Source organism: Williamsia muralis NBRC 105860 (assembly GCF_001598915.1).
GTDB classification, from domain to species: domain Bacteria; phylum Actinomycetota; class Actinomycetes; order Mycobacteriales; family Mycobacteriaceae; genus Williamsia; species Williamsia muralis.
Genome location: NZ_BDAP01000002.1, coordinates 567,675 through 582,457, shown reverse-complemented (window position 1 = coordinate 582,457; position 14,783 = coordinate 567,675). Strand labels below are relative to the sequence as shown.

Genomic DNA, 14,783 nt, shown 5'->3' with positions numbered 1-14,783 from the left:
ATGTCGAGCATCTCGGTACTGCGGGCGGGCCCGCAGAGCACCATTCAGGATTGGCCGGGCCGTATTCGGTACTGGCAGGTGGGTGTACCGCCGTCCGGACCCATGGACGATCTGTCGTTCCGGCTTGCGAACATCGCGGTGGGCAACGCAGAAGGAGCGCCCGGCCTCGAATGCACCCTGCTGGGGCCGCAATTGAAGTTCGACGAAGACACCGTTGTCGCGGTCACCGGCGCACCTGTGCCGGTGACGGTGGCCGGCGAGGTGGTACCGCAGTGGTCACCGATCGAGGTCAAAGCGGGCCAGATCCTCGATGTCGGCGCGGCAGGCGGCGTCGGGATGCGGATGTACATCGCCGTTGCGGGCGGGATCGACGCCGAGCTGTACCTGGAGAGTCGCGCGACGTTCACACTCGGGCGATTCGGCGGAAAGGACGGACGTTCCCTGGCCGACGGGGACACGCTGGCTCGGGCCCAGACGTCGGCCGCTGGGTCCCCTCGCCGGATCCTGATCGACGAGAAGCCGGCGCTGACCAACAACTGGCAGCTCGCCGTCACCGTCGGACCACACAGTGCTCCAGAGTTCTTCACCCAAGAAGACATCGAGGATCTGTACAACACCGCCTACGAGGTGCATTTCAACTCCGACCGCACCGGTGTCCGCTTGCTCGGACCGCAGCCACGCTGGGCACGCACCGACGGCGGTGAGGCAGGACTCCACCCGTCCAACATCCACGACACCGCCTATTCCGTGGGCGCGCTCGACTTCACCGGTGACACCCCGATCCTGCTCGGTCCCGATGGGCCGAGTCTGGGCGGCTTCGTCTGCCCGGTCACCGTCACCACGGCGGACCGCTGGAAGATGGGTCAGCTCAAACCGGGCGACACCGTCCGGTTCGTACCGGTGCGGGTTGCCGAGGTGGCGAGTTCGGCCTCACTGGGAACGGCTCGGCGTTCGAACATGGTGACCGTTCTGTCGTCCGGTACCGATCTCGACGACGGAGTGCTCGGATCCACCCGAACTGCCGACGGCACCACCGAGGTGACCTATCGCCGCAGCGGCGACGACAACGTCCTCGTCGAATACGGCGACATGACACTTGATCTCGCGCTCCGAGCACGGGTCCACGCCCTGGCACAACGGATCGAGGCCGACCGGCCCGCCGGACTCGTCTCGCTCACACCCGGCATCCGGTCACTTCAGGTCAAGGTCGACGCCACCGTGATGCGGCAATCTGTACTGCTCGACTGGCTCATCGAGTGCGAAGCCCAGCTGCCTTCGGCGTCTGAGCTGGTGGTGCCGAGCCGCACGGTGCACATGCCCCTGTCCTGGGACGATCCGGCGACCCGGGAGGCGATCGAGCGGTACATGCTGGGTGTGCGCTCCGACGCGCCCTGGTGCCCGTGGAACATCGAGTTCATCCGGCGGATGAACGGGCTGAAATCCGTCGACGACGTGTACCGCATCGTCTACGACGCCGAGTACCTCGTACTCGGCCTGGGCGATGTGTATCTCGGCGCCCCCGTTGCCGTTCCACTCGATCCGCGACACCGCCTGATCACCACCAAGTACAACCCCGCTCGCACCTGGACCCCGGAGAACGCGGTCGGCATCGGCGGCGCCTACATGTGCATCTACGGCATGGAGGGTCCCGGCGGTTACCAGTTCGTCGGTCGCACCACGCAGGTGTGGAACCATCGGCACCCACTCGAGGCAGCAGGTTTTGAACCCGAGCACCCATGGCTGTTGCGGTTCTTCGACAAGATCAGCTGGTACCCGGTCAGTGCCGACGAGTTGCTCGACCTGCGGGCCGACATGGCCGCCGGCCGAGGGCATGTGGAGATCACCGACGGCACGTTCTCACTGGCCCAGCACCAGCAGTTCCTCGCCGACAACGCCGACGACATCAAGGTCGAACGGACAGCGATGGAGACGGCGCGCGCCGAGGAGCGCAAGCGCTGGTCCGACGGCGGCGAGTTCGCCGCGAAGACAGGAAAAGTCGCGTGACACGCATAGCCGACATCTACGCCCAGATCGCCGCGGCCGATCGGCCGGAGGTGTTCATCACCCTGCGCGATCAGGCGGACGTCGAAAGAGACCACGCTGCCTCCATCGCTGCCGGAGGCGCGTTGGCCGGGGTGGTGCTGGCGGTCAAGGACAACGTCGACGTCGCCGGGCTGCCGACGACCGCTGCGTGCCCGGGCTATGAGTACCGGCCCGAACAGGATGCCGCATCGGTCGCCGCCCTTCGCGCGGCCGGAGCGGTGGTCATCGGCAAGACCAACCTCGACCAGTTCGCGACCGGCCTGGTCGGCACGCGCAGTCCCTATGGAGCCGTGCGTGATTCACGCAGACCCGACCATATATCCGGTGGCTCGAGCTCCGGCTCGGCTGTAGCCGTTGCACTGGGTTTCGCCGACATCGCGATCGGCACCGACACCGCCGGATCGGGACGGGTGCCCGCCGGCCTGCAGGGCATCGTCGGCATCAAGCCCACCATCGGAGTGGTCAGCACCGCGGGCGTGGTGCCGGCCTGTGCCAGCTATGACTGTGTGACCATCCTCGCCGCGGATCTGGACCTCGCCAATCGCGCGATGGGGGTGATGGCCGGAGGTGCTGCGTGGCCGGCGTCAACGCATTTCGCTGCTTCCGACAGCCCGGTGGTCGCCGTGCCGGCCACGCTGCCTGCTCTCGATGCACAGTGGCAGGAAGCCTTCCATACGGCGGTGGAACACGCCGAGAACGCGGGTGTGCGGATCAAGCGAATCGATCTGTCGGACTTCCTGGCTGCGGCCAAGCTCTTATACGAAGGCGCCCTGGTCGCCGAGCGTTATGACGCGGTGGGCGAATTCATCTCAGCGGCATCCCCTTCCGACCTCGTGGACCCGACGGTCGCCGCGATCATCGGGCCGGCCGACCGGTTCAGTGCCACCGATCTGCTGTCGGATCGCCGACGCGTGCAGGCGCTGGGCGAGCGCGCCATGTCGGTGCTGGGCGACGCGACCGCACTGCTGATCCCGACTGCCCCGATGCATCCGACGCTCGCTGAGGTGGAGGCCGACCCCGTCGGCGTCAACGCAACGATGGGGACCTACACCAACTTCTGCAATCTGTTCGACCTATGCGCGGTGTCCGTCCCGGCGGGCGAGGTCATCGAAAGCGACGGTTCGTCAGCACAATTCGGAATCACAGTGGTGGGCCGGGCCTACGACGACGCAGTAGTGCTCGACATCGCCGGCCGGATCGGTGCGGGATCGGCTGCATCCGGCCGGTCCTGGCCTGAACGGGCGGGCGCCAAGGCCACCGAGGTGTTCGTGGTGGGTGCGCATCTGCGCGGTCAGCCGCTGATGGGTCAGCTCACCGACAAAGGTGCGCGTTGGGCCGGAGACGCCGCGACAGCGGAGGCGTACCGCCTCGTCGCCCTCGACACCCAGCCCGCGAAGCCGGGGCTTGTCCGCGATGAGTTGTCGGGCACATCCATTCGCGGCGAGCTGTGGGCTCTCTCGCCGACGGCACTCGGAGAGTTCCTCGGCGAACTCCCGTCACCGATGATGCTGGGGCCGGTCCAACTCTCCGATGGTCGCTGGACTGTGGGCTTCGGGTGCGACCACCAGTCGGTGGGCGATGCCGTGCCACTGACCGCCACCCATTGGCTCGAACGCTAGAGGTTCGCTTCCGCCGGACCTTGGCGCAGTTCTGAGATCACCCGTCCGAACGCGTCCAGATCTGCCGCCGACGGTTCGATCGGCGTCAGGTAGGTGATCCCGAATCGCTCTCGCAGTTGCCGGATGCGGGCGACCACCTCGTCGTGAGACCCGCTCAACGCGTTGGGTTGGCGTAACAGTTCGCCATCGGTGGCATCGCGGTTGTGGTGACGCAACGTGTCGAGGTCGGGCTCTCGGTCGATGGCGAGGTCGAAGATGATCAGATTCAGTTCGAGTTCGTCGAACCTCGAACCTGCTTGGCGCCGAATGTATTCCACGCGCTCGGCGAGCGCCTCGTCGTCGGCGAGACCCGCAAGGGCAACGATGTCCGCATGGCGGGCCGCGATCGTCAGCACTCGATTTCCCGTGCCGGCGACCATGATCGGAGGTGGTGTCTGCACCGGGGGCGGCGTCCGAGCCGGGTCGCCGAGGAGTCGTCTCAGTTCGATCACCATGTCGCGCATGTGGTCAACACGTTGCCTGGGCGACCCGAACGGGATGCCCGCTGCTTCGAACTCCGCCTCGACGTACCCCGCGCCGAGTCCGATCTCCACGCGTCCACCCGTCAACTGGTCGACCCCGGCGATGTCGCGGGCGAGCAGAGCCGGCCGATAGAAACCCGCGTTGAGGACGAAGTTGCCTACCCGAACAGTCGGTGCGGCAGCTGCGGCCGCGACCAACATGGGGAATGGCGCACCCAGTTCGAGATGGTCAGGCAGCAGCACCACGTCCACACCACACTGTTCGGCGTGCCGCACCTGGGCCAGGAATTCATCGGCCGTCCCTCGGGCCAGGAAGTTCACCCCGAACCGGAAGTCTCGAGAACCGCTCATGACACACCATTAGAGACGATCAACGCACCTCGGCGCGACCGATGCCGGGCGGCGGGCCGCCGCACGGCAAGATGATGCCCATGGGTGTCATCTACTTGGTGCGTCACGGTCAGGCCGGTCATGACGAAAACGGTTACGGCAGTCTGACCGATCTCGGACGCGAGCAGGCACGGAACGTGGGCAAGCATCTCGCGCGGCGCGTTGGCCGGCTCGATTTCGCGGCGTCAGGAAATTTGGCCCGGCAGTTGGAGACAGTGCAGGAGATCGTCGCGCAGTTCAAGGATGGGACTGCCCCCGAGCCCATCGTGAACGCGGGCTGGAACGAATACGACCTGACTCACCTGACAAACCGGGACATGCCACCGGTGGGCACGTCGGCCGAGGCCGCCGACGCTCAGCGTGATTTCCAGCGCGATCTCGACAAGGCACTACTGGCCTGGGCTGCCGACGCCCACAGCACGGGGGCCGGTTCCTATACCGAATACCGCGAGTCGATCCGTGAGGCACTCAAGGAGATCGCGACGTTCGCGGGCCCCGGTCAGGTTGCGCTCGCGGCGTCCTCGGCGGGCACCATCGCGGCCGTCGTCGCGGAGTTGTGGGGCGTGGACTCGCAGACCTGGCCCGTCATCGCCCGCACCATGGTCAACGCCTCGATCACCAAGCTCATCGTGGGCAGCACCGGCATCAACGTGATGTCGGTGAATGATCACGCACACGCCGATACTCCTGATGATCAGGGGAAACGACCGCTCGTCACCATGCGCTAGAGCACCTTCGCGTTTGAGATCTCTCGACCTGGGCATTCCGTCGTCAGTAACTCTTGACCCGAGACGATCATGCTCTCGGGACGAACCCGGATCCCAACCATCGGAGCGCTCATGCAGCCCGCCACCAGTTCGACACCCAGCGCTCTGGTCACCGGCGCCACCGGCTACATCGGCGGTCGCCTTGCACCACGCCTGATCGAACGTGGCCACGATGTGCGGGTCCTGGCACGGACCCCGGACAAGTTGAAGGGCGCTCCCTGGATCGGCAGCGCGAAGGTGATCAAGGGCGACCTCAGCGACAAAGCGTCGCTGGAGAATGCCTTCACCGACGTCGACGTGGTCTACCACCTCGTGCACTCGATGGGTAACTCCAAGGACTTCAGCGCCGAGGAGCGGCGTTCGGCAGAGAACGTCGCCGAGGCCGCACGCAAGGCGGGGGTGTCCCGAATCGTCTATCTCTCCGGGCTACACCCCTCCGGTGTCCAACTGTCGGAGCACCTGAGTTCACGCACCGAGGTCGGCGAAGTTCTGATGGCGTCGGGCATCGAGACCATCGTGTTGCAGGCGGGCGTGGTGATCGGTTCGGGCTCGGCGTCATTCGAGATGATTCGGCACCTCACCGAGCGTCTGCCAGTGATGACCACCCCTAAGTGGGTGCACAACAAGATCCAGCCGATTGCCGTCAGGGACGTGATGCACTACCTGATGGAGGCCGCCACCGCGAAGGTTCCCGAATCGCGCACATGGGACATCGGTGGTCCCGACGTCCTCGAGTACGGCGACATGATGCAGATCTACGCCGAGGTCGCAGGCCTCGCGAAGCGACGGATGATCGTGCTCCCCTTCCTCACACCGTCGTTGGCGAGCAACTGGGTCGGGACGGTCACCCCGATTCCCGGCGGCCTCGCCAGGCCATTGGTCGAGTCGCTCGAGCACGACGCGATCGTCGCCGAACACGATATCGACGACGTCATCGCACCTCCGGCCGACGGGTTGACCCCGTACCGCACGTCCGTCGAATTGGCACTGGCCCGGGTAGGTCGCGGCGACGTGGAGACACCCTGGTCGAACGCGTCGCCCGCATGTGCCCCGTCCGAACCGATTCCATCGGATCCCAAGTGGGCCGGTGAAGAGGCGTACGTCGATGCCCACACCAGCCACACCGTCGCAACCGCGGCGGCTGTGTGGAAGGCGATCGAAGGACTGGGCACCGAAAAGGGCTGGTACGGAACGACACCGGCCTGGAAGTTGCGCGCCCGAATCGACCAGGCCGTCGGCGGACCCGGATCGTCCGGAAGCCCGAGCCAGCAGGGCACGCTGGCTGCCGGCGACGACCTCGAATGGTGGCGCGTGGAGACAGTGGAGCCCGAACACACGTTGCGGCTACGGTCACAGATGCGGTCGCCGGGTACTTCGTGGCTCGAGTTCCGTATCACCGCAACCGAATCCGGTAGTGAACTCGAACTGCGCACGGTCTTCTATCCGCGTGGCATCGTGGGACGTGTCTACTGGTATGCCCACTTGCCTGCTCATCGCGCGGTGTACCGGACCATGACACGGAACATCCTGCGCGAGGCCGAGAGATCAGTCTGATCTGACGCACGATCGCATCCTAAGGAGCCAAGGACGCGTTCCAGCGGGCGTTGGTTTGGTCGAAATCCTCACCAGCCCGCGGAGAACCGATACCAGTCGCCAGAGACGTGGCTGAGTTCGATTGATTCGAATCGCGCTCGAAACGCGTCTGTAGGGCCGCCGGGCAGGTAGACGACTCCGACTTTGTCCATGAATCCGCCGTCGGTGTAGAACATGCATCCGGAGTCGCTTAGCGCGATCACTCGACGAATGGCATAAACGCCGGCCCGGTTGTCTGCGCCTGAGGATTGACACGTTGCGGCAAGTTCAGTCAAACGGTTTTTCGACAGCGCAAACCCGACGTGAAACGGGACGGAGAAGACAACCAGTACGGCAGTCGTGACGACAAGTACCGGCGCGATGAGGCTGCGTCGGACTGTTCGGTATCGCAGCCATCCGACAACCGCGAAGACCAGCCAAGCTATGCCGATGGCCACGAACGCCCACATCGCGATTAACACGTAGAAGAGAATCGCAACAGGAGTCACCGCAGCCCATAAGACAACCGCACACGTAACAGCGGCGAGGATTCCAAGCACCGGCCCCTGCCAGATCCGCCACCAACGAGGCACAGGCCGCTTGAGCTGCACGAGTTCGGTCACCGCAATGACGGTATCGGACGATTGTGCAGAACTTGTGAAGGTATCCGGATGGTGGTCCTTCATAAACGCAGCCTGTCACTTCCGGTTGGCTCACGGTCAGGTGGACGGCGGATCGGCAAAGTCGTGGGGGTGAAGTGATTCCCGTCAGAGGCCAGCGCTCATCATGGGGTTCACTGAGCACACCAACGGGAGGGGCAGGAAATGGCAGTGTCGGGGGACCCCGAATGGGCAGAGTGTTACCCAGACCTCTTCGCCGAGCTCACGATCGAACAGAAATGGTCAGTGCACAACACGATCGCGAGCAACGAGATGGCAGGGTGGGAACCGACCCGAGGCAACGTCGCTGATCTGATCGCCCTGACTCGGGGCGCCATCACCCTCGAGGAGTTCGTGCGACGCGGCCGCGAGGGCCTGGCCGCTAAACAAACGTCGTGCGACGATCACGGATGTGGCGTACACCTATGACGATTTCACCTGGTTTCTGGCGGACTATCCGTGGGTCGAAAACGCGTTATGTGTCACCTATGTCAGCGATGCCGACCCCAATGAAGTGATCGATGCCATGGCCCCTGAACGCCTACGCACAGTGACCGGTCTGGCCGCCGTCAACGAGCAGGGTTGGGAACACTTCGGCATTGTGGGTGCAGCGCAACTGTCAACCTGGACAGTCGCGATAGCCCCCGCCAGCATCGTCGGGGTAGACAGCAACGTGATACTGCCGCTCTCGAAAGGCCGGCAGGTCGTCTCGATCTTCCAAAGCATCAACGCAGGCAGTCAATTCGCCATCTGGCACGACGGCTCAATCTTTGCCAGTTTCGATCCGCTGCTTCGAGACAGCTTCACCACAGATCCTCTGGCTGGTGACTGGCCCTCCCTGATGCGCGAGGCCGGCCTGGATCCAGACCCTGAAGTGGATGGTCGGCGCCCAGACGGCAGATTTCACATACTCGATGGGATGTTCGCGATGGCTGCCAACTACACGGGCCTACCCGTGACAGCTGACTTCTTCACCAACGGCGAGTTTGTCTGCGGAGATGCGGACGCGCCCCCGAGAGCACACTCGTGAAGTCTCATACGCAATTTCCGCCAACATATTTCGGACGCGCATTGCCTGTGACTGGGGTGGCTATCGCCCTCATTGTGGCCACCGTCGGGTGTAGCCCTACAACTCGCGATGGTGCCCACACTGGCTCGCCAGATACATCGACTTCTAGGGCACCGACCGCGCGAGCGTCATTCGGCCACAATTGCACCGTCCAGCTTGAGCTCAACGCAACCATAGGGAAGGCCGTAGCGTTCGGAGATACGTCGTGTGCCGACGCAGACGCTATAGCCGCGGTAGTGAGGAATACACCTGTTGATGACCGGCCTCAGGTCATCACTGTGGCAGGCCGATCATGGAACTGCACGATCCCGAATGGCGCACAAAGCATTTACGGCTGTACCGACGTCGCCAACGCTGACAATTGGATCGACTGGTTGAGGATCCCGTAGCCACCTGACGCGCGTTGGCGTTCGAGTTAAGGTGGCCTCACCCTCGCGTCGAGTGATAGCAGTTAGGGATCGTTATTCATGAAGTCGACCGCTACTTACAGCGACTACGAATGGCTCACGTCCGACGAGTTCGCAGTGTGGCAGGAGGCCGGGTACTGCTTCACGCACATCACCGATGCCACACCCGGCGAGGTCCTAACCCTGCTAGAGGCCGAACACACGTCAACAGTGATCGGCGTCGACGACCTTCACATTCGGGCAGGCGAAGCCTGGGACACGCGCGGCGGAGGCCCGTTCGGGAAGATGCTCGTTGCAGCCACCGCTATTGGCGCCACCACGCTCATGGTCGAGAGCACCGGATTTATCGGCGTCACCTCGAAGCACATGGAGCCGATGTCCCGTGGCCGGCAAATCGTGTCCTGCTATTACGCCTTGGGGTTGAGCCAGTTCTGGTGGTGGATCGATGGGACTCTAGAACTGCAATTCGAACCACTGGTGCCAGGTGCCGGCCGAACCGGCGCTCACCCCGACGACCACCTCCAAGTCATGAGCGAGGTAGGCCTTGACATCACCATGACCCGCGATGCCCGCGACGTCCCGATCAACGAAGCCACCCTGGCCTTAGCCGAGAGAGTGACCGGAACCCCAGTACACCCAGAGATGTTCCACAGCAACGAATTTAAGCTTGGGCTTGTCCAACCCGCTGCGCCCAAGTGAGTGCCGGAACGGCCCTGCGAGGCCGCCGCACGTTCGTGGCTTTGGCTATTGCTCGCCTGGATGATTCAGTTGCTTGGGACCGGCGCGTGGTGGCTCTACCGCCGCTGCGTCACGTTTACTTGAGATAACCTAATTAGCGACCATCTCCGCGGCGTGCGAGTGTGGAGGCATGCATACCGTCGGCCGCACCCGCGTCAATTCGGCCCATCTTGTTGCCCTAGTGATTGGTCTCGGCGGCGTCGCATTCGGTCTGTTCTGGGGCATTACTCACGCAGGCGAGCCCGAGGTTTTTTCACCGACACTGATCGGTTTCGTAGGGGCCGCACTGGCGCTCAACAGCGGTTGGCGATTGGTGACCAAACGTCGTCGAAACGGATGAAAAGCTCGGGCGCCCATTGTTATTGATCGGAATTGCCGATCCCTCTCACTAGTGACGAAACATAGCCCGGGCTTACACGGGGGCGCACTCGCGGATCCGTGTAAGCGTCGCATGGGTGAGGTGAGGTTGGCGTCTTTAGGGCATCGTCAGTACATCCAGGACGCGTTGGCCATCGGTATCCGTGGCAAATCCGAGCTCGGCCAGTACTGGTGCGGTGAGAGTGGTGGTGATGAGCCGCGCGCCGGCGTCGGCGGCGTCGTGGATGGCGTGGAACGCTGCCCGGCGGATGCTGCGGGTAGGGGTGGTGGGGAGTGCGTCGAGGATGTTCAGTGATGCGACACCTGGGGTGTCGGTCCAGGCGATGACCGCGTGGGCCGCGAGCGCGTATGGCTTGTCGCGAATGTCGAGCTCGTGGTGCCATGCGATGAGTTGGTCGGCCCGAAACTTGGTGGTGGCGTTCATGGCCAGGTTCTCGCCGTGCGGGATGGACACCAGTCCTTGGTTGTCCACTCGGGGCCGAAGCCGTCCTCCGGGGCTGTAGCCGTCGCGCGCGGGCTCGTGGCGGCGGCCGAGGTGGATGACGTCGTTCGTGCGGGTGCGCTGGGCCCATCGCACCCAGCCGGTGCCGAGTTCTTCCATCCAGAACAGAGCCTGATAGGACGCCCAGGCGGCGGGGGTGGTGGCCGGTGATCGGAGGTCCGCCTCAGTCTGGGGCAGGTTGGTGGTGATGGCGAAGGTGTTCGGGTTTCGTGTCCACTTGAAGTGCAGTTGCACGTCGTGTGGGGTGGCGATGAGACGCTCGGGGCACAGTCGGGTGTCGATGGCGCCTCGTATTCGGAACAGTTGGTAGGCGTGCTCGACGGCGTCGCGGGCCACCGGAGTGAGTTGGTCAAGGTCCTCGCCGGTGAGTTGTATTCGCCATGTCCCGTCGGGGTTCGTTCGGAGGTCGCGAACCAATTCAGCGTCTGTGAACGGCCCGGACTCGGCGAGCAGTCTGATCAGTTGGGTGTTGTGCGTTGATGGTTCGAGTTTGCGGGGTAGTTGCTGGCTGGTGTGACTGAGGCGCTGCCATCGGAAGTTGTCTGGCGCGAGGATGTTGCGGCCACGCCGGTCGATGAGGGACGCGAAGATCTTTTGGTGCCGGTGCACCGGGGTGCGATCACGTCTGGGTTGGACGTTGGTGTGGAGGTGGTAGGCGTAGTCGGCTAGGTCGTCGCCGATAAGGACTCGGAGCCATGCTTCTGCTTCGGCGTCTGGAATAAGAGTGCTCGCGCTGTCGCGGGTTGCCTCGGTGGAGGTCAGTCCCGCGGGGAAGGGATAGATGGTCACAGTTACCGCCTGGGGTCCTGAACCGGCCGCAAATGAGCCGTGGTCGGCGACGTGGTGAACGGCTATTTTGAGCTTGAGTTGGGTGTCCGGAACCGTAACTGACGACCCTTGCACGCGGATCGTGTTAGCGAGGTTCAACGGCAACAGAGTGCGAGCACCAATCTGGAGTGCAATCTGTCCAACGAGGTCTGAGACGGCCGGAATCTGGTTCCGCGGTGTGGGGTTAGACGCAGACATTCTTTCGACGTGGCGACGAGTTCATGATCGGCAGCCTACGCCGCCGGCGAAAACCCCGCCACAGACCAGAAGCCGGTTGCCTGGCTTATTCTCTGTGGTCATCCCAGTCGTAGGGATGCATCCACCCCGCCTCTAAACGGTCGTCGTAGTGGCAGAGGTCGTCACTGTCGGGCAAGGTGACCCGGCCGAGGAGGAAGGTGGAGTCGGTGAATGTGGTCGGTGTGGACGCGCTGATCGAGGGTATGCGTTCGGCCAGTGCGAATGTGCCCGCCGACCCCGCAGGCTGGCCGAGGTCCAATCCGATCTGTTGCATCATTGTGAACCAGATCCCGTCCCGGTCGGCGCCGTGACGATCGTTGGGATGGTGGGGATCAAATCCGAACATCAGAGTTCGGTCGTTCCAGTAACTGAACCGAGCACGGTCGTCGCTGCTGCGCCAGTTCGAGACGATCATTCGTCCCGGTGACAGGGGGCCGATCAAACGGCGCGTATCGCCGATGTTGCCACCTACTTCGACCATCAGGGTCCAGCCGGCCCACTCGGCCAGATCAGCCACACCGACCACAAGCTGGCGACCACCCTGCTCGGCCCGCAGCCGCGCGGAGGTTTCGGCGAGTTCAGCGATGCCGTGAGAGAGGCCGCAGGGCTCAGCACGCAGTCCCGCAAGCACCTCCGATGCCGGCAGATCGCGAAAGAGGGTGATGCAGTAGCCGGCGTTTTCCCACCAGCCGAATTGTTCGGTCCACCAACCGAAATCGTCTTTGGTGACCAACTCCCCGCCGCGCGCCTGAACGGTCTCGCCCCGGCGGTAGTAATCCTCGCGGAAGCGGCGTTGCTCATCAGAGAGGTCCTCGACGCCCGCCTCGCGAATGTAGCCGGGGGAATCGGCCACCGGTGTGATCGTGCCGCTGGCAGGCTGCGGGTAGGGCACCGGGGGCGGGGTTCCGTACCCAGGCTGGTGCCACTGTTGGGCCGGGCGCGGCCGATCGCTGCCGGCGGGCCACAGTCGCACTCTCCACTGGTCGCCAGGCTGAGTCGACCCAGGCCACCCGTAGTTCACAAATCCACGGCCACTGACCTCCGCAAGGTAACGGCCAGGAGGAACGACGCAAGAGGCTTCGCCCATCGTCGGCGACACATACATCAGTTCCGCGCCGGCGATGCGCAGCAGGTTCTCGCTCACCTGCTGCCAGGCATCCCGGTCCTCCGGCGGCCGCTCGTCCCAGACCTGCACCTCGATGATCATGTCGAAGTTGTTTTGGTGCGGACTCGAAATCAGAACGCTGCGTCCATCACTCGCGCTGGGAGGATGCGCCTGCGCGCGGCGCAGCAACTCGATGTCGTTGGCCGGCGGATCACCACCATCACACAACACGAAATACCCATAATCCATCGACACCGACAAGGTCTGGACCATCAACTGCTCCCCCACAAGACCACGCTAGCGAACCGCACCTGACGCCGCTGAAGAACTCGCACGTGCGTGGGTAGCCACGACTGTGGGTTTGACCCACGACATCGCTGCCCGCGCAGCATCTCTGACCTCAGACGCGAGCGGCCCCAAGCGCCTGCCCGTGCTTTCGAGCGAGCTGCTCGGCTTCGCTACGAAGCGTTGCGGCGAGATTCGTGAACTCATCGAGCGCCGGGTTCTCACCGACGAGGGTGAACGCGGTTTCGACGACCTCGAGGTCCAGGCTCCAGACATCGGCGAGGATGCGACGCATCCAACCGGTCGCGTGGTCCCAGCCCTCGCGTGGTGTCCCGGCCGCGTAGTTGCCACCTTGGACCGTCACGAGCACCGCAGGCCTACCCGCGAGAACCGGAGCGGCTGCCGGACTGAAGCGCGGGTCGGTCATGACGGTGTCTACCCAGGTCTTGAAGTGTTGGGACACTCCGAAGTTGTACAGCGGCACAGCGAACAGCAGAGCGTCGGCGGCGATGAGCTCATCAGCCAGTTCGGCCGCGACACCGAGCGCTTCGCGTTGCTCGGGCGACTGCTGATCCTCAGGGGTGTAGCCGGCGAAAGCAGCTGTGGCCCAGGTCGTTGCGGGGATCGGCTCGGTGCCAACGTGGCGCCGGATGATCCGGTCGTCGGGATGCCCCGCCATCCACTCCTGTTCGACGATGTCGGCAATTGCGCGGCTGTGTGATCCTTCGACTCGGATGCTGGCGTCGAGACGGAAGAGGGTCATGGGGTTCTCCTTGGGTGAGCTGTCAACTTGAACGTGCAAGTTGAACCATACGCGTCATTGTTGAACATTCAAGTTCGCTAGAATGGTCGCGTGACTGACACCCCGGATACGCAGGATGACGTGTGGCTATCCCCCGATCAACAGCGCGACTGGGCATCCCTCGTCGCAGTGCTGATGACCCTGCCCGGCAAGCTCGACACGCAGTTGAAACAGGTCGCCGGAATCAACTTCTACGAGTACAGCGTGATGGTGTCGTTGTCGAACGCTCCCGGACACGTCAGCGTGATGAGCGATCTGGCCATGGAAGCCAAGGGGTCACTGTCCCGCCTGTCGCACGCCGTCTCACGTCTCGAGGCGGCCGGCTGGGTGGAGCGCCGGTCGTGCGGCGGCGCCGGCCGACGAACCGAAGTACTCATGACCGAGACGGGCTGGCAAGAGCTCCAGCGTATTGCGCCCACGCACGTCGAGGAGGTGCGGCGGCTCGTCGTCGATGCCATGGACGCCGCCCAGCTCGAACAGCTGGGCTCGGCCGCCCGCCTGATCGCTGCTGCAGTCGACCCCGCGCTCGCCGACGTCCTGGCGTCACCGATTGCTCGTAGCGACAAGACACAGGACTAACAAGTGCCGCTCGCACGATTGCGTTGCAATCCGCTCGTCGAGCGCCGACAACATCCGTAGTTTCAATACCCATGACTGAACCACTGGCGCCACGTCAACTTATCGAATGGTCAAGCCCCACAACGCACATCATGTTCAAGACCCGATGTTCGCTCGATCCATTGCATCGCCTCACCGAGGCGGCGTGGCAGCCGGTCGAGTGCGACAACGCAGAGGTATTGTCGGCGAGTTCAATTGTGCCGCAATTGATGTCGTCCAAATGAGGCCGACTATGACATTCAC

Annotated in this window: 14 protein-coding genes; 9 read left to right on the top strand and 5 right to left on the bottom strand. The window is 63.8% G+C overall.

The genetic code is table 11. From position 1 onward, the window contains the following. Both WIMU1_RS09600 and atzF read left to right on the top strand, forming a co-directional pair. Entirely contained in the window at positions 1 to 2,004 is a 2,004-nt protein-coding gene (locus tag WIMU1_RS09600; protein ID WP_062796735.1) for a 5-oxoprolinase/urea amidolyase family protein, read from the top strand. After that, a complete protein-coding gene (atzF, locus tag WIMU1_RS09595) occupies positions 2,001 to 3,662 on the top strand; it encodes an allophanate hydrolase (RefSeq protein WP_062796733.1) in 1,662 nt (553 codons plus the stop codon). Before WIMU1_RS09600 ends, atzF begins: the two co-directional genes overlap by 4 nt. Here the strand turns inward: atzF and WIMU1_RS09590 are convergent. Beyond that, positions 3,659 to 4,534, bottom strand: a complete 876-nt coding sequence (locus WIMU1_RS09590) for a TIGR03621 family F420-dependent LLM class oxidoreductase (RefSeq protein WP_062796731.1) — start codon at positions 4,532 to 4,534, stop codon at positions 3,659 to 3,661. The genes atzF and WIMU1_RS09590 overlap by 4 nt on opposite strands. An 80-nt stretch (positions 4,535 to 4,614) precedes the next feature. Here WIMU1_RS09590 and WIMU1_RS09585 point away from each other — a divergent pair, with 80 nt between their 5' ends. Then, positions 4,615 to 5,301 (top strand): histidine phosphatase family protein, encoded by a 687-nt coding sequence (locus tag WIMU1_RS09585; RefSeq protein ID WP_084248195.1) that lies wholly within the window; start codon positions 4,615 to 4,617, stop codon positions 5,299 to 5,301. Between the two features lie 111 nt (positions 5,302 to 5,412). Beyond that, a complete protein-coding gene (locus WIMU1_RS09580; protein ID WP_062797541.1) occupies positions 5,413 to 6,894 on the top strand; it encodes a DUF2867 domain-containing protein in 1,482 nt (493 codons plus the stop codon). A 68-nt stretch (positions 6,895 to 6,962) separates the two neighbouring features. Here WIMU1_RS09580 and WIMU1_RS09575 read toward each other — a convergent pair whose 3' ends face one another. Next, positions 6,963 to 7,535 carry a hypothetical protein gene (locus WIMU1_RS09575; RefSeq protein WP_120802606.1) on the bottom strand — a complete coding sequence of 191 codons (573 nt, stop codon included), beginning with the start codon at positions 7,533 to 7,535 and terminating at the stop codon, positions 6,963 to 6,965. A 201-nt stretch (positions 7,536 to 7,736) separates the two neighbouring features. Here WIMU1_RS09575 and WIMU1_RS09570 point away from each other — a divergent pair, with 201 nt between their 5' ends. From WIMU1_RS09570 to WIMU1_RS26155, 4 genes are all read left to right on the top strand, one after another. Next, positions 7,737 to 8,000, top strand: coding sequence for an antitoxin VbhA family protein (locus WIMU1_RS09570; protein WP_062796725.1), 264 nt, complete (start codon positions 7,737 to 7,739; stop codon positions 7,998 to 8,000). Beyond that, on the top strand, positions 7,984 to 8,601 hold the full coding sequence (locus tag WIMU1_RS09565) for a DUF6461 domain-containing protein (RefSeq protein WP_062796723.1): 618 nt from the start codon (positions 7,984 to 7,986) through the stop codon (positions 8,599 to 8,601). The genes WIMU1_RS09570 and WIMU1_RS09565 overlap by 17 nt, the downstream gene beginning before the upstream one ends. Positions 8,602 to 9,107: 506 nt before the next feature. Further along, positions 9,108 to 9,746, top strand: coding sequence for a DUF6461 domain-containing protein (locus WIMU1_RS09560; RefSeq protein WP_062796721.1), 639 nt, complete (start codon positions 9,108 to 9,110; stop codon positions 9,744 to 9,746). Positions 9,747 to 9,915: 169 nt separating this feature from the next. Further along, on the top strand, positions 9,916 to 10,125 hold the full coding sequence (locus WIMU1_RS26155) for a hypothetical protein (RefSeq protein ID WP_157366793.1): 210 nt from the start codon (positions 9,916 to 9,918) through the stop codon (positions 10,123 to 10,125). A gap of 135 nt (positions 10,126 to 10,260) precedes the next feature. On the opposite strand, the gene WIMU1_RS09555 is transcribed toward WIMU1_RS26155, so the two are convergent. From WIMU1_RS09555 to WIMU1_RS09545, 3 genes are all read right to left on the bottom strand, one after another. Then, entirely contained in the window at positions 10,261 to 11,454 is a 1,194-nt protein-coding gene (locus WIMU1_RS09555; protein ID WP_062796719.1) for a hypothetical protein, read from the bottom strand. A 322-nt stretch (positions 11,455 to 11,776) separates the two neighbouring features. Then, on the bottom strand, positions 11,777 to 13,123 hold the full coding sequence (locus WIMU1_RS26495) for a DUF6461 domain-containing protein (RefSeq protein ID WP_174548716.1): 1,347 nt from the start codon (positions 13,121 to 13,123) through the stop codon (positions 11,777 to 11,779). A 112-nt stretch (positions 13,124 to 13,235) separates the two neighbouring features. After that, a complete protein-coding gene (locus tag WIMU1_RS09545; RefSeq protein WP_062796717.1) occupies positions 13,236 to 13,883 on the bottom strand; it encodes an FMN-dependent NADH-azoreductase in 648 nt (215 codons plus the stop codon). A gap of 90 nt (positions 13,884 to 13,973) precedes the next feature. Here WIMU1_RS09545 and WIMU1_RS09540 point away from each other — a divergent pair, with 90 nt between their 5' ends. Continuing rightward, positions 13,974 to 14,501, top strand: coding sequence for a MarR family winged helix-turn-helix transcriptional regulator (locus WIMU1_RS09540; RefSeq protein WP_211339012.1), 528 nt, complete (start codon positions 13,974 to 13,976; stop codon positions 14,499 to 14,501). Positions 14,502 to 14,783 lie beyond the last annotated feature (282 nt).